The organism is Streptomyces sp. NPDC050145 (genome assembly GCF_044460245.1).
Classification (GTDB): Bacteria; Actinomycetota; Actinomycetes; order Streptomycetales; family Streptomycetaceae; genus Streptomyces.
Genome location: NZ_JBITJS010000002.1, coordinates 1 through 21852, shown reverse-complemented (window position 1 = coordinate 21852; position 21852 = coordinate 1). Strand labels below are relative to the sequence as shown.

At 73.5% G+C, this 21852-nt stretch carries 13 protein-coding genes; 6 read left to right on the top strand and 7 right to left on the bottom strand.

Features of this window, described 5'->3' with window-relative positions; all coding sequences use genetic code 11:
• Nucleotides 1-56: 56 nt before the first annotated feature.
• On the top strand, nt 57-1010 hold the full coding sequence (locus tag ACIBTU_RS03550; RefSeq protein ID WP_399124240.1) for an aldo/keto reductase: 954 nt from the start codon (nt 57-59) through the stop codon (nt 1008-1010).
• On the opposite strand, the gene ACIBTU_RS03545 is transcribed toward ACIBTU_RS03550, so the two are convergent.
• The 4 genes from ACIBTU_RS03545 to ACIBTU_RS03530 all read right to left on the bottom strand — a co-directional run bounded on the left by ACIBTU_RS03545 (nt 1007) and on the right by ACIBTU_RS03530 (nt 5934).
• Nucleotides 1007-2320 (bottom strand): PrsW family intramembrane metalloprotease, encoded by a 1314-nt coding sequence (locus tag ACIBTU_RS03545; protein WP_399124239.1) that lies wholly within the window; start codon nt 2318-2320, stop codon nt 1007-1009. The genes ACIBTU_RS03550 and ACIBTU_RS03545 overlap by 4 nt on opposite strands.
• Nucleotides 2321-2378: 58 nt before the next feature.
• On the bottom strand, nt 2379-3143 hold the full coding sequence (gene trmB / locus ACIBTU_RS03540) for a tRNA (guanosine(46)-N7)-methyltransferase TrmB (RefSeq protein ID WP_399124238.1): 765 nt from the start codon (nt 3141-3143) through the stop codon (nt 2379-2381).
• Between the two features lie 66 nt (nt 3144-3209).
• On the bottom strand, nt 3210-4409 hold the full coding sequence (lhgO, locus tag ACIBTU_RS03535) for an L-2-hydroxyglutarate oxidase (protein WP_399124237.1): 1200 nt from the start codon (nt 4407-4409) through the stop codon (nt 3210-3212).
• 103 nt (nt 4410-4512) lie between these two features.
• Nucleotides 4513-5934 (bottom strand): MFS transporter, encoded by a 1422-nt coding sequence (locus ACIBTU_RS03530; protein WP_399124236.1) that lies wholly within the window; start codon nt 5932-5934, stop codon nt 4513-4515.
• Between the two features lie 661 nt (nt 5935-6595).
• On the opposite strand from ACIBTU_RS03530, the gene ACIBTU_RS03525 reads away from it, so the two are divergent.
• Together ACIBTU_RS03525 and ACIBTU_RS03520 are read left to right on the top strand one after the other, a co-directional pair.
• Nucleotides 6596-8698 carry an asparagine synthase-related protein gene (locus ACIBTU_RS03525; protein WP_399124235.1) on the top strand — a complete coding sequence of 701 codons (2103 nt, stop codon included), beginning with the start codon at nt 6596-6598 and terminating at the stop codon, nt 8696-8698.
• A 224-nt stretch (nt 8699-8922) separates the two neighbouring features.
• Entirely contained in the window at nt 8923-12222 is a 3300-nt protein-coding gene (locus ACIBTU_RS03520) for a BTAD domain-containing putative transcriptional regulator (RefSeq protein ID WP_399124234.1), read from the top strand.
• Between the two features lie 7 nt (nt 12223-12229).
• On the opposite strand, the gene ACIBTU_RS03515 is transcribed toward ACIBTU_RS03520, so the two are convergent.
• Both ACIBTU_RS03515 and ACIBTU_RS03510 read right to left on the bottom strand, forming a co-directional pair.
• On the bottom strand, nt 12230-14161 hold the full coding sequence (locus tag ACIBTU_RS03515) for a sigma-70 family RNA polymerase sigma factor (RefSeq protein WP_399124233.1): 1932 nt from the start codon (nt 14159-14161) through the stop codon (nt 12230-12232).
• A gap of 824 nt (nt 14162-14985) precedes the next feature.
• A complete protein-coding gene (locus ACIBTU_RS03510; protein WP_399124232.1) occupies nt 14986-15741 on the bottom strand; it encodes a TetR/AcrR family transcriptional regulator in 756 nt (251 codons plus the stop codon).
• A gap of 364 nt (nt 15742-16105) precedes the next feature.
• Here ACIBTU_RS03510 and ACIBTU_RS03505 point away from each other — a divergent pair, with 364 nt between their 5' ends.
• A complete protein-coding gene (locus ACIBTU_RS03505; protein WP_399124231.1) occupies nt 16106-17557 on the top strand; it encodes an NAD(P)/FAD-dependent oxidoreductase in 1452 nt (483 codons plus the stop codon).
• A 192-nt stretch (nt 17558-17749) separates the two neighbouring features.
• Nucleotides 17750-19387 carry a SpoIIE family protein phosphatase gene (locus ACIBTU_RS03500; RefSeq protein WP_399124230.1) on the top strand — a complete coding sequence of 546 codons (1638 nt, stop codon included), beginning with the start codon at nt 17750-17752 and terminating at the stop codon, nt 19385-19387.
• A 28-nt stretch (nt 19388-19415) separates the two neighbouring features.
• On the opposite strand, the gene ACIBTU_RS03495 is transcribed toward ACIBTU_RS03500, so the two are convergent.
• On the bottom strand, nt 19416-20693 hold the full coding sequence (locus ACIBTU_RS03495; protein ID WP_399124806.1) for an MFS transporter: 1278 nt from the start codon (nt 20691-20693) through the stop codon (nt 19416-19418).
• 130 nt (nt 20694-20823) lie between these two features.
• Here ACIBTU_RS03495 and ACIBTU_RS03490 point away from each other — a divergent pair, with 130 nt between their 5' ends.
• Nucleotides 20824-21378 (top strand): MarR family winged helix-turn-helix transcriptional regulator, encoded by a 555-nt coding sequence (locus ACIBTU_RS03490; RefSeq protein WP_399124229.1) that lies wholly within the window; start codon nt 20824-20826, stop codon nt 21376-21378.
• Nucleotides 21379-21852 lie beyond the last annotated feature (474 nt).

The window sequence follows — 21852 nt, the reverse complement described above, 5'->3', positions numbered from 1 at the left end:
GGACCGGCTCGGTTCCGGTCGGAATACCGGATTCTGCGCGGGCGTTGAGAACGTTCATGACTTCTCTGCGCTCTCTCGGCTCCTCGGACCTCGAGGTCTTCCCCCTCGCCCTCGGCGGCAACGTCTTCGGCTGGACGGCGGACGAGGCCGCCTCCTTCGCGGTGCTCGACGCCTACACCGCCGGCGGCGGCAACTTCATCGACACCGCCGACTCCTACTCGGCGTGGGTGGAGGGCAACGAGGGCGGCGAGTCCGAGACCCTGATCGGCCGCTGGCTGGCGGCGCGGGGCCGGCGCGACGATGTCGTCATCGCCACCAAGGTGAGCCAGCACCCGCGGTACCAGGGCCTGTCCGCGGACAACATCAAGGCGGCCGCCGACGCCTCGCTGCAGCGCCTGGGCACCGATCACATCGACCTGTACTACACGCACTTCGACCAGCCCGACGTGCCCGTCGAGGAGATCATCGGCGCGCTCGACGAGCTGGTGCGGGCGGGCAAGGTCCGCTACATCGCGGCGTCGAACATCACCGCGGCCCGCCTCCAGGAGTCCCTGGACGTCTCCGACCGCGAGGGCCTCGCCCGCTACGTCGCCCTCCAGCCGCACTACAACCTGGTCTCGCGCGACACGTACGAGGGCGAACTGGAGCAGGTCGCCTCCCGCGCGGGCCTCGGCGCCGTCCCCTACTACGCGCTCGCCTCCGGCTTCCTCACCGGCAAGTACCGCACCGGCGTCACCGTCGACAGCCCGCGGGCGCAGGGCGCGGCCCGCCACCTGGAGACCCCGCGCGGGCAGGCCGTCCTCACCGCACTCGACGAGATCGCCAAGGAGCGCGACGCCGAGATCGCGACCGTCGCCCTGGCCTGGCTCGCCGCCCAGCCCACCGTGACCGCCCCGATCGCCTCGGCGCGCACCGTGGAGCAGCTCCCGGCGCTGCTCGCCGTCGCCGGCCTCGAGCTCACCGAGTCCGAACTCCAGCGCCTCAGCCGCGCCTCCGCCGGACGCGCCTAGTACCGGTACGGGTTGTAGGGCGGCCCTTGCACGGGCGGCCCCTGCATCGGCGGTCCCGCGTACACCGGCCACACCGGCACGACGGCGCGGGCCGCGTACGCGAGGGCGGCCCGCGCGTAGCCCTGACGCTGCCACAGCGCGTCGAGCAGCTCCCGCTCCCGTACGACGAAGTCGGCGCCGGCCCGGCCGCGGGCGCCGCGCCGGCGCAGCAGGGCGAGCGAGGTCGCGTACTCCTCGTACTCGGTGACCGCCCTCAGCGCCTCCTTGCCGCCGAAGTGCGCCGCGTACTCGCGAGCCAGACGGCGCGCCTTGAGCGAGCCGAGCGCGAAGGGTTCGGGCAGGGCCAGCCAGCCCGCGGCCACGTAGGCGGGCAGTTCCTCGCGCACGGCGCGCAGTTCGCGCTGGCGCAGGAACACGGCGAGCCAGGTGAGCAGGCCGAACACCGGCACCATGAAGGTCGCGTAGACGGCGAAGAAGCCGTACTCGCCGAAGTTCGACGAGCCGTTCCAGAAGGCGTGCATGCCCATCGCGGTGAGCAGTCCGGCGAGCGGCAGCAGCACGCGGCGGACCTGGCCGCGGTCGGGGGCGGTGACGGCGGCGATGCCGAAGCCGATGCCGGTCAGCACCGTGAACAGCGGATGCGCGAACGGCGACATGATGACGCGGACGAAGAACGTCGCGGCGGTCACCGAGCTGAGTCCGGGGCCCGTGCCACTGATCTGGTCGGTGCCGAACGCGTTGCCCAGATAGAGGATGTTCTCGGTGAACGCGAAGCCGGTCGCGGTGACCCCGGCGATGACGATGCCGTCGACGACCCCGGCGAAGTCGCGTCTGCGGAACAGGAAGACGAGCAGGACCGCCGCCGCCTTCGCCGACTCCTCGACGACGGGGGCTATGACGGTGGCGCCGAGGGTGTCGGCGCTGGTCGGGTCGGCGGTCGCGGTCGCTATCCAGCGGGTCGCGAAACTGTTCGCCACGATCGCGATGAGGGCCGCCGCGCAGGCGCCCCACGCGAACGCGAACACCGTGTTCCGCCAGGGGCCCGGCCGTACCCGGTCGAGCCAGCGGAACGCGGATATCAGCAGCGGCACCGGCAGCACGGCCAGACCGAGGCCGACGAGGAAGCCCTCCGTGCCGGTCTGCTCCCGCACCAGCGCCAGGATCACCGCACCGGACAGCGCGAGCAGCGCGGCGAGCGCCGTGGCCTGCACGCCCTTCCGCTCCCACCAGCGCGGATGCGGAACCGCGCCGCTCGGCGGGGTGCCGAGGGCGTGGTCCTGATGCGGTGGATAGGTGGGGTACGGGGCCACGGATTGACCCTAACGAGGGATGCGGGGCGCCGCGACGGGGCCCGTGCTCCCCGCGGGCTCAGCGGCGCGTGAAGAGCAGGTCGTGCACCACGTGGCTCTTGTCCAGGCCCTTGCCCTCGAAGCGGGTCAGGGGGCGGAACTCGGGGCGCGGGGCGTAGCCGCCGTCCGGAATGGTGTTCACGTAGTCCGGGTGCGCGGTGAGGACCTCGAGCATCTGCTCCGCGTAGTCCTCCCAGTCCGTCGCGCAGTGCACGAGCGCGCCCGGCTTCAGCGGGCCCGCGACCAGGGACAGGAACTCGGGCTGGATCAGGCGGCGCTTGTTGTGCCGCTTCTTCGGCCACGGGTCCGGGAAGTAGACGCGCAGACCGTCGAGGCAGTCGTCCGGCAGCATGGAGCGCAGCAGGATGATCGCGTCCCCGTTGGCGACGCGGACGTTCGTCAGCCCGTTGCGGTCCGCCAGGTTCAGCAGGTTGCCCTGGCCCGGCGTGTGCACGTCGACGGCGAGGATCCCGGTCGTCGGGTCCTCCGCGGCCATCTGCGCGGTGGCCTCGCCCATCCCGAAGCCGATCTCCAGCACGATCCGCTCGACCCCGGGGAACATCCCCGGCAGATCCAGCACCCGCTGCCCGTCGATGTCGAGCCCCCACTTGGGCCACAGCCGCTCCAGCGCGTCCGCCTGCGCGGTGGTGACCCGGCTGCGGCGCGGCTGGAAACTCCGGATCCGCCGCTCGAAGTGCGACCCGGCGGGATCGGGCCGCGGCCCGTCCGGGAAGCGCGGCTCGTTGGGGCGGGCGGGGCTGGTGAACTCAGGCGACTCAGACACAATGCCCCCGATTTTACGTACCCGGCGGCTCACGCGGCGCCGGGTACGCCTTTCGCCGGGCCTCGGCTACAGCGCCGCCAGCACCCGGCGGGCGATCTCCCGCCCGATGGGGAGGGACGCCGTCGCCGCCGGGGACGGGGCGTTCAGGACATGGACCGTGCGGGGACCCTCGCGGATCAGGAAGTCGTCTACCAGGGTCCCGTCGCGGAGTACGGCCTGGGCCCGCACCCCGGCCGGAGCCGCCACCAGATCCCCCGGCTCCACGGCCGGCACGAGCCTGCGCACGGCCCGCGTGAACGCCCCCTTCGACACGGACCGCGCGATCTCGCCCGCCCCGTACCGCCAGTGCTGCCGCGCTATGTGCCACGACCCCGGCCAGCCGAGCGTCCCGGCCAGCTCACGGGGCCGCACGACGCCCCACCCGTACCCCTCACGGGCCAGCGCCGGCACCGCGTTCGGCCCCACGTGGACGCCGCCGTGGATGCCCCGCGTCAGATGCACCCCGAGGAACGGGAACGCCGGATCCGGCACCGGATAGACAAGCCCGCGCACCAGCTCGGGCCGCGCCAGCTCGAAGTACTCCCCCCGGAAGGGCACGATCCGCATCCCCGGGTCGTCCCCGGCGAGCCGCGCCACCTCGTCGCACCGCAGCCCCGCGCAGTTCACCATCACCCGCGCCCGCACCACGTCCCCCGCGCGCGTGCGCACCGCGACCCCGAGATCGGGCCGCCGGTCGATCTGTACGACCTCCGCCCCGTACCGGATCTCCGCCCCGGACACCTCCGCGAACCGCTCGGCGACCGCCCGGTAGTCCGCGATGCCCGTCGTCCCCACATGGATCGCGGCGAGCCCCCGCACCTCGGGCTCGTACTCCTGGATCTGGGCGGGGCCCAGCTCGCGCACCGAGATCCCGTTCTCCCTGCCGCGCTGGACCAGGGCGTGCAGGCGCGGCAGCTCGTCCCGGTCCGTGGCGACGATCAGCTTTCCGGTGACCTCGTGCGGGATCCCGTACTCCGCGCAGAACTTGACCATCTCGGCCGCCCCGCGCACCGCGTACCGCGCCTTCAGCGAGTCCGGCCGATAGTAGATCCCGCTGTGGATCACCCCGCTGTTACGCCCCGTCTGGTGCCGGGCCGGGCCCGGCTCCTTCTCCAGGACGACGACCCGCGTGCCCGGCGCGGCCCGCGAGACGGCGTACGCGGTGGACAGACCGACGATCCCCCCGCCGACCACCAACACATCCCCGTCGAACGCAGCCGTCCCCACCAGGCCTCACCTCCACGCCCTGCATCTTGCCCGACGCCACTGACAACGCGCTGTGTGCGGTGCGCCCGACCCGGGCGACGGACGACACGACCCCGGGAGGGGACTACGCCGGCGCCATCAGGAGGGGACGCGCTCGTTCTCGTAATTCCACCACTCTCGGCTCGTCGCCGTAGGGCTCCAGGCGGTGCAGCAGGTCCCGGACGTACTCGGTGGTGCGGGCCGAGGAGATACGGCCCGCGACCTCCAGCGCGCGCGTGCCCTGCTCGCACGCCGCGTCCAGGTTCCCCGATTCCAGCTCGGCAACCGCCGACACCACCAGACGCAGCCCGTGCGAGCGCACGAACTCCTCCGTGGGCTTCGACAGCGCCTGCTCCGTGAACCGGCGCACCTGCCGGGGCGCCTTCAGGTCCCGGTAGCACTCCGCCGCGTCCGCCGCGAAACGGTCGTAGGAGTAGAAGCCGAGCCAGGACGGATCGTTGTCCCCGTCGCGGGCCCGCTCCAGCCAGCCCTCCGCCGCCCGCAGCGAGGCACCGGCCGCCTGCGCGTCACCGGTACGCGCGTGGGCGCGCGCCTCGACGAGCCGGAAGAAGCTCATCGTGCGCGCCGTCGCCAGGCTCTTGTTCCGCTCCAGGGCCGCCTGTGCCAGGTCCACGCCCTCGTCCCCGAAGCCCCGGTACGTCGCCTGCAGCGACATGGAGGCCAGCACATAGCCGCCGAGCGGCACGTCCGCCGCGGCCCGCGCGAGCCGCAGAGCCTGGATGTAGTACCGCTGTGCCGCCTCCTGCTGCCCGGTGTCGAACGCCATCCACCCGGCCAGGCGCGTCAGTTCGGCCGAGGCGCCGAACAGGGAGCGGCCCACGTCGTCCGAGTACGAGCCGAGCAGCAGCGGCGCCGCCTCCACCCGCAGACACTCCGGCACCATCGACGAACGCCAGTCCCCGCCCCCGTACTTGGAGTCCCAGCGCCGCGCGTCCTCCGCGGCCTCGCGCAGCTTGCGCACATCACTGTGGCCGACCTTCTGCGGTGCGCCCTCCTCGGCGCTGTGCGCCTCCCGCGCGACCGACGAGTCGGCCGGGGTTATCAGCCACCGCGAGGCGGGCGTGGCGTACGCGCTGACCGCGAAGGAGCCCGCGAGGGACTGCCAGATCCCGCCACCGCCCGCGCGGCGGCCGGCGAGGTCGAGCCGGTACAGCTCCGTCGCCGACTTCACCGCCGCCCGCACGTCCCGCGGGAAGGCGAGGCCGACCTCGGGCGCGGGGTCCGCGTCCGCGAGGCCGATCTCGTGCAACGGCACAGGCCGGCCCAGCTTCTGGCCGATCGCGGCGGCGATCAGGTGCGGGGCGGCGCCCTGCGGCACCATGCCCTTCGACACCCACCGGGCCACCGACGTCTTGTCGTAGCGCAGCGTCAGTCCGCGCTGCGACCCCAGGTCGTTGACCCGGCGCGCCAGTCCTGCGTTGCTGATTCCCGCGAGGGCGAGAACGGCGCCGAGCTTCTCGTTCGGCCCGCGTAGCTCCCTGGACATGCGTCACCCCTCGACACAGACGGCTGCCGCGCCTGGCGGCTACGCCGAGAAGACGGCCCGACTCGGCCTGGCATAACCGCGCGGCATTCGTACACCCAGCGTAGTTCGCCGGATCCCAAGCGTTAAGGGCGGCGGTTCCATCTGGCGGGATTGTTGTCCGTACTGAAGTACGGCGCAGGCCACGCCGTGTGACCGTGTGCTCCACCTGTGGTGCCGTGCGCCTGCGCGTGCGCTCTTGGCCGGCCCTGGGGAGCGGGCTTCCATGGGACCTGCGTGGGTCGGCCCGCTGTACTGGATCCAGCGGGCTGGGGGACACCGCCGCCTTCATCCCCGCGGGTGGCGGAACGGTCCGGGAGGCCGACCGAGCCTCCCGGACTGCGCGTTGCGCGCTGTGGCCGAAGCGGGTCGGCCGGCTCCGGCCATCCCGCGCCGATTTGGCCGAATCTCGCCGTTGTTGTTCCGTTGTCGTCCCGCGCTGCGTGGGTAGTGCCGCGGGTCCGCCCGGCTTCAACCATCGCTCAAATGGGGCGCATCAGGGCGGTATCGGGGGCGCACGAGGGGGAGCGCGCGCCATTTTCCCGTGCCCACTTGCATCCTCCCCGACGCCGGCTTCGTGGCAGCATGGGTCCCCCTTGGATGTCCACAGCTTGTGGAGGCGGCGATGCGGTGGTTGGTGGGGTGGAGCAGTACCGCCGCCGGACCTGTCACCCCCGGTTCCGCCGGAGCGACCGGTACGGACGGCGAGACGGTCCACCCGGTCGGGTCCCAACTCCTGTGGGGAGACCCGGATCCCCTGTGGGCGGTCGGTGACTGGCGCCCCGACGAAGTGCGCATCGTGAAGGTCGACGACCAGACCCGCATCGCCGTCCTCGGCGTGTGCGGCGCCTCCGACGAGCAGTTGCGCGTCGGCCTGTTCGCCGCCCGCGGCGGCGCCCTGCGCCACCTCACCGCCTGGCCCGGCAGCTACACGGCCGTCGTCCAGGCCGGCCGCCGCGTCACCGTCCTCGGCGACCTCGCGGGCGCCCGGCCCGTCTTCCACACCCCCTGGGCCGGCGGCACCGCGTACGCCACCGCCGCCCTCCCGCTCGCCGACCTCATCGAGGCCAACCTCGACGTCGGACACCTCGCCGCGCTGCTCGCCGCCCCCGACGTCCCCGAGGCCCTGCACGACTCGACGCCCTACGAAGGCGTCCACCGCATCCCGCCCGGCCACGCGCTCGTGCTGCGCGCGGGCTCCCGCGAGATCGCCGGCTACGAGCCCGTCGCGTCCCTCGCCGTCGCCGCCACCCCCACCGACCCCACCGACGCCGTGGACGGCGTACGGGACGCCCTCGTGGACGCCGTACGCACCCGGCTCGCCGCCCCGCGCCACGTGCCCGGCACCGACCTCGACCCAGGGCCCGTGCCCGGCATGGGGCCCGCCGAGCGGCGCGCCGCCCGCGGCATGCCCGTGCCCGGCATCGGCGCGGACCTCTCGGGCGGGCCCGCCTCCGGCACGCTGGCGCTGCTCGCGGCCGGGCTGCCTGGACTGCCCGGCACCGTCCTCGGGCACGGCACGGGCGCCGGCGAGCGGCTCCTCGCCGTCACCTTCAACGACCTGTCGGCCGCGCCGACCCACCACGAGGCCGAGCGGGAGCGCGCGGGGGCCCTGGCCGCGAATCCGCGCCTGCACCACGTCGTCGTGACCGGCGGCGAAGAGACGCTCCCCTACGCGGAGTTGGACGGCCCGCTCACGGACGAGCCGAGCCCCCTGCTCGTCTCGGCCGCCCGGCATCGCGCGCGGCTCTCCTCCGGGAGCGCGGACCACTTCACGGGGTACGGCGCACGGCAGGTGCTCGACGCGCATCCGGCGCGGCTCACCGACCTCCTGATGGACCGCCGGCGCCGCCACATGCTGCGGCCCGTCGCCGCGCTCACGAAGGCGGACGGTTCGTTCACCGTGCCCGCGCGCGTGTACGGCGCCGCGCGCAAGCTCGCCCGCACGCCCTACCGGGCCGGACTCGACGGCCTGGCCGAGCTGCTGCGGCAGCGGCGCTTCGACGATCCGGGCGGGGCCGCGGGGGCGGTCGGGGCCTCGCTCGCAGCGCTCACCTGGGCCAGACCCGGGCCCGCCGCCCGTTGGCTGACCGGCGAGGCCCTTGCTGAAGTATCGGTTCGCCTACAGGTCGGGGCGACGCGTCCGGGCCCCGGGCCCGGACAGCGGCCCGGCGAGTTCCGGGCCCGCGCGGCACTGGCCCGACACGCCGCGGACCTGCGCATCCTCGAACAGGCCGCCGAGATCCGCTTCCAGCGGCTGCACGCGCCGTTCCTCGACAACCAGGTGGTCCGCGCGTGCCGCGCCCTGCCGGAGGCGCTCCGCGTCCAGCCGGGGGCCCGCGCCGACATTCTCCGTACGGTCCTGGAGGGCGCCGGCGTCACGGACCTGCCCCCGGGCTGGGGCGCGCCCTCCCACGCCTCCTCGGCCGCGGCCGCCCGCACCGGGCTGCGGGCCTCGGCGGACACGCTGATCGCCCTCTTCGACACGCCGCTGCTCGCGCAGACCGGGCTCGTCGAGGGCCGGGTCGTCCGCAAAGCGCTCCGCGCGGCGGCCGACGGGGAGCCGCTGCCCGTCGACGGGCTCGCGGAGCTGGTATCGCTGGAGCTGTGGCTGCGGCGGTTGCTGGCGCGGCGCGGCACGTGCTGGACCGGTACCCCCGCGCGGGCCCGGGCGGTCCCCTCCGGAACGGTCACCCCGGCCCGAGCCTTGGGCTCGGGGTTGTCCTAGCGGGGCCGCTCCGCTCCCGGCGCGGGACCCGCCCCGCGTCGGCGCCCAGTCGCCGTGGCCGGTGGCGCCGTCACGCGGCTGCCGCCCCGGTGGGGGCTGGTCGCGCAGTTCCCCGCGCCCCTGCCCCGGCCTCCCTCGGTGAGGCTCAGCCACAGCGCCGCCACAGACCCGCCCAGCCCCGTAAACCCCGCGCCCCGCACACCCGGAGCGGCGACAATGCCCGGGTGCAGTACAGAATCCTGGGCGCCACGCAGGCGATCGACGACGCGAACGGCGACACACCCGTACCCCTGGCCGGCCCCCGCCTCCGCGCCCTCCTCACCTCCCTGGCCCTGCACACCCCCCACCCCGCCCCCGTCCACACCCTCATCGACGACGTCTGGCCCGACACCGACACCCCGCCGGCCGACGCCCCCGCCGCTCTCCAGGCCCTCGTCGCCCGCCTGCGCAGAGCCCTCGGCAAGGACGCCGTCACCTCGGAGACCGGCGGCTACCGCCTGGCCGCCGCGCGTGACGACATCGACGCCCACGTCTTCGCGCGCCTCACCCGGGACGGCACCCGCGCCCTTGCCGAGAACGCCCCGGACACCGCGGCCCGCACCCTGCGCGACGCCCTCGCCCTGTGGCACGGTCCGGCCCTGACCGACCTTCCGCTCCCCGACGGAGCCGTCCGTCCGGAGGCCCGCCGTCTGGAGGCCCAGCGTCTGGAGGCGACCCGCGCCCGGGCCGAGGCCGACCTGCTGCTGGGCCGCGCCGCCGACCTCGTACCGGAGCTACGGGAACTGACCACGGCCCACCCGTACGACGAGCCGCTGCACGCCCTGCTGATCCGGGCCCTGCGCGCCACGGGCCGGGGCGCCGACGCCCTCGCCGCGTACGAACAGGCCCGCCGCACCCTCGCCGACGGCCTGGGCACGGACCCGGGTCCTGACCTCCGGCGCATCCACGCGGAACTCCTCTCGGCGGCCCCCGCCCCGGCCGAACGGGCCGAACGGGCCGACACAGCGGAACCGGTGGAGCCGCCCGCCCCGCGAACCCCGGTCAGGAGCGGCAACCTCCGGCCCCGCCTCAACAGTTTCGTGGGCCGGGAACCCGAACTGGACGCCATCCGTTCTGACTTGCGAGGTGCACGCCTGGTCACGCTCACGGGCCCGGGCGGCTCCGGCAAGACCCGCCTGGCGGAAGAGGCAGCGACGCCCTTCTCCCCGGCCTGGCTGGTCGAGCTGGCGCCGCTGGACGACCCGAGGGCGGTCCCCGGCGCGGTCGTCAGCGCTCTGGGCCTTCGTGAGACGGTCCTGATGACGAGCGAGATGTCGACCGTGCCGCAGGACGACCCGACACGGCTCCTCATCGAGCACTGCGCCCAGCGCGGCCTGCTCCTGATCCTTGACAACTGCGAGCATGTGATCGACGCGGCGGCCCAGCTCGCCGAGACCCTGCTCACGCACTGCCCGTCCCTGACGATCCTCGCCACCAGCCGCGAACCCCTCGGAGTCCCGGGGGAGTCCGTCCGCCCCGTCGAGCCGTTGCCGCCGGACCCCGCCTCCCGCCTGTTCGCCGAACGGGCCGCCGCGGTCCGCCCCGGTTTCGACCCAGCCCAGGATCGGGCGGCAGTGGCGGAGATCTGCCGGCGCCTCGACGGTCTGCCGCTGGCCATCGAGCTGGCGGCGGCCCGGCTCCGGCTGCTCACCCCGCGCCAGATCGCCGACCGCCTCGACGACCGCTTCCGCCTCCTGACCGGCGGGAGCCGCACCGTGCTGCCCCGCCAGCAGACCCTGCGCGCGGTCGTCGACTGGTCCTGGGACCTGCTGGACGAGCAGGAGCGCAGGGTGCTGTGCGAGCTGTCGGTGTTCGCCGGCGGCTGGGACCTGGAGGCCGCCGAGTCGGTCTGCGCGGCGCCGCCCGCCACGACGGCGGACGCCCTGGGTTCCCTCCTCGACAAGTCCCTGCTCATCGCCACTCCGCAGCCGGGCACCACGGCCGGGATGCGCTACCGGATGCTGGAGACGATCCACGAGTACGCCACGGAGCGCGCCGCCGAGTTCCCCGGCCTGCGCCGGGACGCCGGGCACCGGCACACCGCGTGGGTGCGCGCACTGCTCGAAGAGGCCGACCCCAAGATCCGTTCGGCGGAGCAACTGCCGTGGATCCAGCGCCTGGAGACGGAGCTGGACAACATCAGGGCGGCCCTGGCCCGCGCGACCCAGCCGGCCTCCTCGTCCGGTGCCACCTTCCCTGACGGCCCGGACGAGGAGACGGCGATCGCGCTGACGCTGCTGATGGGCTGGTTCTGGTGGCTGCGCAACTACCGTACGGAGGCGGTCGCCTGGCTGGAGCGCGTCACCGCGCTGCTGCCCGGCCGCCGCACCCTGGACGACCCGGAGCACCCGCTGTACTGGCCGCGGATGAACCTGCGGCTGCTGGACCTGTTCCTCCTCGCGGACACCAAGCCGCAGGAGACGGTGCGCGACGACGCCGACCGGGAGTACATCGCGCGTGTGCAGGCCGCCTTCGCGCCGCCCAACCCGCGCGGCGCCCGTTTCCCGGGGATCATCTGGCCGTTCTCGCTGTTCTTCCTGGACGAGGAGCGCCGGGACGTACGGGCGAGTCTGGATGCGGCGCTCGCCAACTGCCGCCGGTACGGCGGCGATTGGGAGATCGGCGTGACGCTGATGTTCCGGACCCACGTGGCGGTCGACATGCCGGGCAACATGCGGGGTGTGGACGGCGACCTGGCCGAGCTGCGGGACATCAGCCGCAGGGTGGGCGACCGCTGGATGCGGGCCCAGGTATGCAGCGCGGCCGGCGAGGCGGCGATGGCGCGGGGCCTCCTGGAGGAGGCGCGCGCCGAGTACGAGGAGTCGCTGCGGCTGGCCTACGAGGTCGGCGCGTACGCGGAGGCGCCGTTCCTGCTGGCCCGGCTCGCGGAGCTGTCGTACCGGTCCGGTGACAAGGAGTCGGCGTGGCGGACGCTCGACGTGGCGCATGCCGAGGCGTCCCAGGTCGGGGTGACGGACACGACGGCGTTCGTGCGGCTGCTGCGGGGCCAGCTGCTGCTGGCGGACGGCGAGGTGGCCGCCGCGCGCGAGCAGTGCGACGAGGCCAGGGCCCTGGCGGAGGCCGGCACTCCGCCGCCGCAGTTCATCGCGGTCCTGGGCGCGCTCGACGCCCGCGTCACGGCGGCCGAGTCGGGACCGGAGGCGGCCCTGGCGCTCCTCGTCCCGGTGCTGCGGGACGCGGTGATGGAGCACTGTGCGGAGGCGGTGACGGGCGGCCTCATCGACGTCGGGGCCGAACTGAAGGCGCGGGCGGGCGGCCTGGAGAGCGCGGTGCGTCTGTTCGCCGCGTCCGCCGCCCTGCGGGGCGAGCTGGCCCGCCCGTACCCGGAGCGGAAGGCGTACGAGGACGTCGAGTCCCGGGCGCGCGACGAGCTGGGCGCCGCGCGCCACGAGACGCTGCGCGCCCAGGGCCGGTCCCTCACCCCGGACCAGATCCTCGCCGAGCTCGAACCCGAAAGACCCTAGGCAGTGTCTAGGAGCAGGTGAAGCGGGAGTTGGCCCAGTCCGCGATCGCCGAGGCGCCGAACGGGGCGTGCGGTTCGACCACGAGGCGGATCGCCTTGGCCCCGGAGAGTCCGACGTGCACGGGCACCGCCGGCTGGTTGCCCCGGACGACCGGCGACTGCCAGGCCCGCGCCCCGTCGACGTAGACGGAGAAGCGGACCGCGCCCATGCCGAGCGACATGTCGTCGACGCCGACGACCGCGTCGTACGCGGTGCAGCTGCGGTTGAGGTCGATGGTGACCGAGGAGGTCGACGCCACCGAGACGCCGTGCGCGTACTGCTGCCCCGCGATCGAGAGACCGGTGCGCTGCCAGACCGGGGTGCTGCCGAACCGCATCTCGGGCCCGGTGCCGTCACCAAGGCCGCCGTACGAGAGCTGGTTCCACTGGTAGACGGCCGGGGGCGCCGGGGGAGGAGGCGTCGGCTTCGGGGTGGGAGTCGGCTTCGGCGTGGGGGTGGGCGTCGGCTTCGGGGTGGGAGTGGGCGTGGGTGTTGGCGTCGGTGTCGGCGTGGGGGTCGGCTTCGGCTTCTCGGACGGCGGAGGAGTCGGCGCCGGCTTCGGCGCCGCGGCGGGCGGCTCCGGCTGCGGCTTGGGGTTCTGCTTCGGCTTCTGCGGCACGATCGGCTGCGAGATCGGCGGCTTCTCCTGGCGGGCCTCCGGCTCGGGCTTCTTCACGTCGCCGCCGGTGAGCGCCATGGCGACGGCGACGGCGATGCCGGTCGCCACGACACCGGCCGCGATACCGGCCTTCGCCGGGGCGCCGAGCCCCTCGGACGCGGCACCACCGGCCGCGCCGCCCGAGGTCCCGCCGGTCGCGGCGGCAGCACCACCGGCGCCCGCCGCACCCAGGGCGCCGCCGCCGACGAGCGCGGCGACCTTCGCGTACCCGGCGGCACCGAACCAACCGATGACGGCGATCGGCACGACACCCGGGATGCCGCCGGCGACTTCCTTGATCTGGCCGGCGGCCAGACGGCACTTGGCGCACTCGTCCAGGTGCTTGCGCAGCCCGCGCTCGGCGCGTGTGCGCAGACTGCCGCGCGCGTAGGCGCCGAGCCGGTCCGCGTAGCGGGAGCACTCCTCGGACTGGATGAGGGTGGCCGAGACGTGCGCCTGGAGGTAGGCCTCCTTGAGGCCCTCGCGGGCGCGCTTCGCGAGCACGCGCGTGCCGTTGGCGTCGAGGCCGAAGAGGGTGGCGACGTCGCTGGGCGACTCGTCCTCCACCTCGGTGTGCCACAGGACGGCCTGCCAGCGCTCGGGCAGCGAGCGGAAGGCCTGCATGGCCATCGACTGCTCGGCCTCGTGCATGGCGCGGACGTCGGCGCCGAGCTCGAGCGTGTCGTCGTCCGAGACCTCGCTGGAGCGGGCGGACTGCTGGGCGAACACGGCGAAGTCGTCGACCAGTTGCTCCCGCTTCGCGGACTTCGTCCACCCCGCGGCGACCCGGCGCACCGTGGTCAGGAGGTACGCGCGCACCGCGTGCTCGGGCCCGCTGCCGCCGCGTACGGCCTGCAGCATGCGGGCGAACACCTCGGCGGTGAGGTCGTCGGCGGTGTGTCCGTCGCGGCAGCAGGTGCGGGCGTAACGGCGCACGGCGGCCGCGTGGCGGCGGTACAGCTGCTCATAGGCGCCGTCGTCGCCCGCGCGCATCTGTGCGATGAGGTCGGCGTCGGACGGCGGCAGGTCGGCCCCGCCGGCTCCGGGAACGCCCACGACGTCCGGGCCGAGGCTCTCGCGCTGCGCCGGTACGGACACCTCGGGATCGGCAGGCACGGGCGGCTGGGCCCGGCCCGGTCCGCCCTGGCTCGGCACCTGTTGTGCGGCATCGCTGGGGGAGCGGCCCTCGCCGCTCGTTCCCTGTCCGTCGGGCTGCTGCTCGTCCCGCCCGTCAACACTCATCGCGGAAGCCCCCGACCGCCCACTCTGACCCGAACCACCGGGAAAGAGTGCCACACCCGTGCCCCACCGCGCCGGTCACTGCCCCGCAACCACTCATCCGTGGAGTTTTCCGGCCACGGGGCACTAGTGTTCGGCGGTTGGGGTAGTACTCAACGGCCGTACGCAGAAAGCAAGTTGACCGCGTACCCCGCGTACGCGCCGGTCACGACCGAGAACATCGACCCATGGTGTTCAGGCCGTCACAGGCAGTTGATATGCACGGCTGCACACCCGTGCCCGACCGCGAAAGCCCCCGCAGACGCCCGCCCGCACGCGGTGAACCGCAGACACCCGACCGCGCGGGGTTGATCGGAGGCGTCCGACGGCACGGGCCGCTCGCAAGCGCCCGACCACGAAAGCCCCGCGCAGGCAGCCGGCCCGCGGAATGACCGGAGGCGTCCGATGGCACGGGCCGCTCGCAGGTGCCTGGCCACATTGGCCCGATCGGAGACGCCCGACCGCGCGGGGTTGACCGGAGGCGCCCGACTGCTCGCAGGCACCCGACGGCACGGGGCCGCTCGCAAGCGCCCGGCCGCACCTGCCCGATCGCAGGCGGCCGGCCACGCGGGTTCGACCAGAGGGGCCAACCGCACCACCCGCCCGACCGCACCCGCCCGACCGGAGACACCCGGCCGCACAGGTCCGCTCACAGGCTCCCAACCGCCCCCGCCCAATCACCGCCCACTCGCAGGCGCCCCACCACACAGAGCCGCTCAGAGGTGCTCAGAGGCGCCCCGGTACACACAGCCGCTCAGAGGCGCCCCACCGCCGAACAAACGCCCCGCTCACGCAGGCCGCGAGCGCAGGCCCTCCAGGAGGATGTCGAGCAGGCGGGCCGACGCGGCGGCCTGCTGCGCGGCGTCCGGCAGCGCGGGCGCAGCCGTGGCGATCACGAGGAGCACGTCCGCCACGGTCACGTCGACGCGCAGCTCACCCGCCTCCCGCGCCCGGTCCACGAGCCGGCCCACGACGTCGAGCAGCGCGGCCGCCCCCGCGTCGTCCACGGGGAGCACCTCGGCCGGCGCCGTCCGCTGGTCCGCGTGCCGCGGCTCGGCCCCGTCGACCGCGGCCCGCTGCTGCGGCACCCGCGCCTCGTCGTGCGCCCCGGCCGCGCCCACGCGCAGCACCTGCGGCGGCAGCAGCCGGCCCGCGCCCGAGGCGACCGAGGTCCGCAGGAAGCGCGACAGCGCCGACCACGGCTCGTCCTCCTGGCCGAGGGCGGTGCGCGCCTGGTCGGTCAGCCGGGCCGTCTCCTCCTCGGCGATGCGCCGCACCAGCACGTCCTTGCTGGGGAAGCGCCGGTAGACCGTGCCCACACCGACCCGAGCGCGGCGCGCCACGTCCTCCATGGGCGCGCCGTAGCCCAGCTCGCCGAAGACTTCCCGGGCCGCGCGCAGCACGTGCTCCAGGTTGCGCTGTGCGTCCACCCGCAGCGGAGCGGAGCGGGAACTGTCGCTCGTTCCCCGCCCGTTGGCCCCGCCGGGGACACTCGTGGGCGTCACGGTGGACGCCGAGGTCCAATGAGAATCCTGAATGTGCATATGTGTTCCCCCGGTAATGACGTCTCCCCCCGGAGACACTCCCCGTCATTTGTCAGCCGGAGCGTGAGGAACCGACAGAGAAGTCCGGCAGCCGCCCCGCGGCGCCGTCAGTGCGTCCCCCGACACCCCGACAGCACACGAACATAGTTGACCGGGAGTCAATTCAGAAGGGGCAGGTTCCGCACGGAGCGCCCCCCGAACGGAGTACGCGGGGATTCCACCCCGAATGCACCCCCACCACCTCCCGCCCCCTCACCCGCTGACCTGCACACCTCCCGCGCACCCCGCCCCCCGGCACAACCGGTACGGCGCACTCCGTTCCGTCACACAAATTGTCGGGGCTGTGGACAAACGCAGGAGCCCGATGCGTCATGGGAGGGTGAGGGCAGCAAACGACCGGGGGACGACCCCCACAGCGCGCATTCTCGTCGTCGGCGGCGGATACGTCGGGATGTACACGGCCCTGCGCCTCCAGAAGAAGCTCAAACGGGAGCTCCGGAACGGGGACGCGGAGATCGTCGTGATCACCCCCGACCCGTACATGACGTACCAGCCGTTCCTCCCCGAGGCCGCCGCCGGATCCATCTCGCCGCGCCACGTCGTCGCCCCGCTGCGCCGCGTCCTGCCGCACTGCCAGGTGATCGTCGGCGAGGTCGAGTCCATCGACCACGCCAAGCGCACCGCCCGCTACACCACCCTCGCCAGCTCCGACGAGGGCATGGGCCCCGCCTCGATCGCCTACGACGAACTGGTCCTCGCCCCCGGTTCGGTCTCCCGCACCCTGCCCGTGCCGGGACTCGCCGACCACGGCATCGGCTTCAAGACCGTCGAGGAAGCCGTCGGCCTGCGCAACCACGTCATCGAGCAGCTCGACATCGCCTCCTCCACCCGCGACCCCGCGATCCGCGACGCCGCCCTCACCTTCGTCTTCGTCGGCGGCGGCTACGCGGGCGTCGAGGCGCTCGGCGAGCTGGAGGACATGGCCCGGTTCGCCGCGAAGCACTACCACAACGTCAAACCCGAGGACCTCAAGTGGATCCTCGTCGAGGCCAGCGACCGGATCCTGCCCGAAGTGGGCCCCGAGATGGGCCGCTACACGATCCGCGAACTGCGCGGCCGCAACATCGACGTACGCCTCGAGACCCGCCTCGAATCCTGCGAGAACCGCGTCGCCGTCCTCAGCGACGGCTCCCGCTTCCCCACCCGCACCGTCGTGTGGACCGCCGGAGTCAAACCCAGCCCGCTGCTCGCCGCCACCGACCTGCCCCGCGACGAACGCGGCCGCCTCACCTGCACCGCCGCCCTAGCCGTCGACGGCGCCCCGCACGCCTGGGCCGCCGGTGACGCCGCCGCCGTCCCCGACACCACAGCCGACGAGCCCGGCCGCACCTGCGCGCCCAACGCGCAGCACGCCGTCCGCCAGGCCAGGACCCTCGGCGACAACATCGCGGCCTCCCTGCGCGGCGAGCCCCTCACCGACTACGCCCACGCGTACGTGGGATCCGTCGCCTCCCTCGGCCTCCACAAAGGCGTCGCACACGTCTACGGACGCAAGCTGAAGGGCTACCCTGCCTGGTTCATGCACCGCGTCTACCACCTCAGCAGGGTGCCGACCGTCAACCGAAAGGCCCGTGTCCTGACCGAATGGACGCTCTCCGGCCTGTTCAAGCGAGAGATCGTCTCGCTGGGCTCTCTGGAGCGGCCGCGCGCCGAGTTCGAACTCGCGGCCGGTGGTGTCCCTCCTGCGGACCCTTCTGCCGACCCGCCGAACGGACCCACCGACGATCCCTCCCCGGACCCGAAAGGGTCGTCCTGACCGCACCGTTGACGCCCGTCCCACGGCCCGACGGCGGTCCCACACACGGGCCCGTACACGGCCCCACCTACGGAACGCGGAACTACCGCAGGCGGTCCGGCGTCTGACGTTTGTCAGTACGGTCGGCCAGACTGGTCCCCGACCATGGGCGGGCGCATCGCCCGACCACGACCCCACGAGGCTTTCCCCACCGTGAACTTCACCCGCTGGAGCGCCCGGCTCCCCGGAACGCAGCGCCGCGCGGCAGCGCGAGCCGACCACGGAGCACCCCAGCGAGGCGAGGGCGCCGTCCCCGCCGCCCGTGCCGAGCGCAGGCCCGACGAGAGCCCCGACGGCGGCCTCGACACCCTCCCCGTCCGCGACGTCCTCGACCGCATCCCCGGCCTCGTCGCCCTAGTCCAGGGCCCCGAGCACCGCGTCGCGTACCTCAACGACGCCTACATCGCCGCCTTCGGCGACCGCCCCGCCGGCGAACCCGCCCGCACCGCGCTCCCCGAGCTCGACGAACTGAGCCTGCTCCCCCTCCTCGACCAGGTGCTGCGCAGCTCCAAGCCCCGCACGGTCAAGTCCCGCAAGACCTCCGGCGGCCGCTCGTACACCGTCACCTGCACCCCGCTGGAGACCGACGGCGGCCCCGGCGTCCTGATCTTCGCCGCCGACGTCACCGACCACGCCGAGGCCGCCGAGCGACTGCGCACCAGCGAGCGCCGCCAGCGCGAGACCGCCGTCACCCTCCAGCGCTCCCTGCTCCCGCAGGAACTGGAAGAGCCCGACGACCTGCGCATCGCCGCCACCTACCAGCCGGGCGGCACCGAGGCCGCGGTCGGCGGCGACTGGTACGACGTCATCACCCTCGGCGGCGGCCGCACCGCCCTCGTCATCGGCGACGTCATGGGACGCGGCGTCCGCGCCGCCGCGGTCATGGGCCAGCTGCGCACCGCCGTCCGCGCCTACGCCCGTCTCGACCTGCCCCCGCACGAGGTGCTCCAGCTCCTCGACGGCCTGGCCACCGAGATCGACCCGCACCAGATCGCCACCTGCGTCTACGCGGTCCACGACCCCAACGAGGGGCGCCTCGTCTACGCGTCCGCGGGCCACCTGCCGATCCTCGTCCGCGACGAGACCGGCACCATCCACCGCGCCGAGGAACCCACCGGGCCGCCCCTCGGCACCGGAGGCTGGCTGCACGCCTCGGGCTCGGTCCCGCTCGGCCCCGGCTCCACCGCCGTCCTCTACACGGACGGCCTGGTCGAGCGCAGGGACGAGGACATCGACGAGGGCGTCGCAGCCCTGGAGCGCGCGCTGGCCGGTGCCACCGGCACCCCTCAGGTCGTCTGCGACCGGCTGCTGCGCGCCCTCGGGGTCAGCGCGGACCACGACGACGACGTCGCCGTCCTGGTCCTCCAGCACCCGGCCCGCAAGGGCACCGACGGGGAACTCTTCCGCAACGCCGCGCTCGAACTGCTCGGCGGCGTCGAGGCGGCCCCCCGCGCCCGCGCCTTCGCCTCCGGCGTCCTCACCAGCTGGCGCTTCCCGACGGACCTGCACGACCTGGGCGTCCTCGCGGCCAGCGAACTCGTCGCGAACTCGCTCCAGCACGGCACCCCGCCCATGCGCCTGCGTCTGCGCCGTACGGATCGCCGCCTGATCATCGAGGTGACCGACGGCGACGACCATCTGCCCCGGCGCCGCCGCGCGGAACCGGGGGACGAGACGGGCCGCGGCATCGCGATCGTCGCGACCATCGCCTCGAACTGGGGATCACGCCGCACACCAGGCGGCGGCAAGGCCGTCTGGTGCGAGTTCGTCCTCCCCGACAGCACCCCCTGAGAGGCGCTGAGAGGGGCTGAGAGGCGCTTCAGCCGGCCGACACCGTGGTCGCCGGTTCGGGCGTGCCCTTCATGACGACACGGCTGCCGGCCAGCGACGGCTGGTCCTGCACCGGCGTCAGCCGCTTCCCGAGCCGCAGCCCGAGCACGGTGATGCCGAGCGAGAACAGCATGAACGTCACGATGTACGGACCGTGCAGCGCGGCACCCATGGGCCCGCCCACCGCCGGCCCGACGGCCAGCGCGAGCTGCTTGACCAGCGCGAACGCCGAGTTGTACGACCCGACCATGCCCTCCGGCGCCAGATCGGCGACCAGCGGCGCCACGGTCGGCGACAGCATCGCCTCACCGAGCCCGAACAGCGCGTACGTCGAGATGAACGCGGCGGTGGCCATGGCCTGGCTGCCGTGCCCGAGCCCCGCGTACCCGGCGGCCGCCCACGCGACGGCCCAGATGATGCCCACCGCGGCGATCACGCGCGAGCGCTTGCGGCGCTCCACGAACTTCAGGACGGCGAACTGGGCGACCACGATCATCGCCGTGTTCGCCGCGAGGGCGATGCCCAGGGTGGACGGGGAGATCCCGGCGGCCTCGACCCCGTAGGCGCTCAGCCCGGACTCGAACTGGCCGTAGCAGGCGAAGAACAGCACGAAGCCCAGCACGCACAGCTGGACCATCGCCCGGTGCCCGAGCAGCGTGCGCAGCCCGCCCTTGGAGTCGCCCTTGGGCGCGGCCTCACCAAGGTGCTGCCCCTGCGGCATCCGCACGGTCAGCACGATGCCCGCGAGCACGAGGAACATGACGGCCTCGATGCCGAAGAGCAGCAGGAAGCTGTCCGGCCGGTTCACGTCGACGATCTGGCCGCCGATCAGGCCACCGATACCGAGCCCCAGGTTCTGCAGGAAGAACTGCATGGCGAAGGACCGCGTCCGCGTCTCCGGGGCGGAGCACCAGACGATCATCGTGGCGAGCGCGGGCTGCAGCACGGCCGTACCCGCGCCGAGCACGGCGGCGGCCGCGATGGCCGCCGGCTCACTGACGGCGAGCCCGAGCCCGATGGCCCCAACCGCCGCCACACCCGACGCCACGAGCAGTACGGGCATGGGGCCGCGCCGGTCGATGGCGCGGCCGGTGAACGGCAGGACGACGAGGGCGGCCATCGCGAACGCGGCCAGCACGATGCCCGCCGCACCGGCCCCCAGCTCCCGGACCTCTGCCACATAGACATAGAGGAACGGAACCGTGAAGCCCACGCCGAACGAACTCAGCGCGCTACCCACCTGTACACGCCGCATCGTGGCGCCCATCGCCCTGGTCACTTTCACCTGCCTCTTTCGTGAAGCCTTCACCCTGAAGACTTCGAACCTAAAGTTAGAAGCTAAACAGTACACCTCCAAGGACTTCAACGCCAACTGGCCCCGTGCCATACTTTGCGGCATGGCGGACAACCCCGACGGACCGACAGCGGAGCCGACCCTCGACGAGCAGATCGCGGCGTACCAGCGCGAGTTCCAGGACCTCGACCCCCAGGTCGAGCAGATCGTCTCGGCGCTCGGCAGGCTCAACCGGCGCATGAACGTGGCGTACGGCCGGCAGACCGCGGAGATCGGCATCAGCAACGCCGAGTGGGAGGTCCTCAAGGCCCTAGTCCTGTCCGGCGCCCCGTACCGGATGGGCCCCGGCGAGCTCGCCAAGCGGCTCGGCCTCACGCCCGCCGCGATGACCCACCGCATCGACCGGATGGTCCAGGAGGGCCTGGTCACCCGGGACCGCGACGAGAACAACCGCGTGCGCGTCATCGTCGAGCTCACGGCCGAGGGCCGCGAGAAGTGGCTGGCGGCCATGCGCCTCGCCACGGTCTTCGAGGAGGACCTCCTCCAGGACCTCACCTCTGTGGAGCGCGGACTCCTCGGCGAGGTCCTCACCCGCCTGCTCCGCCGCGTCGAGCACGCCCAGCCGGACGCCGGCGGCCGCCTCAGCGACCTGGACTGAGGCCCCGCACGGAACCCGCCAGGGTGTTCACCGGGTGGGGGTTGACACGCCCCTACCCCCTCCGTAAAGTTCTCCGGGTTGCCGCGGGGCCGTAACGGTTCTGCGACAGCACCTTCCGCCGCGAACGCGGCACCCACACACCAGCACGATCTCCCAACGGGAATGATTTCGGCGTGTCCGAATTCCATTCGAAATTGGGTTGCGCAGGACCTGATCGACTCGATTAGGAACTGCCGCGAGGATCCGCTAATGTTTGGGACGTCGGAACGGCCCAACGGCCGGGAAGACAAACCCGGTTGACTGGGAATCAGGCCCGAAAGGATCTGATAGAGTCAACACCGAAGGAAGGCTGAAAGGCCGGAAAGCGAAAAGGTAAGATCAGCAAGACCCCGAGGAAATCGGCCGGTGAAACGGTCTGATAGAGTCGGAAACGCAAGACCGAAGGGAAGCGCCCGGAGGAAAGCCCGAGAGGGT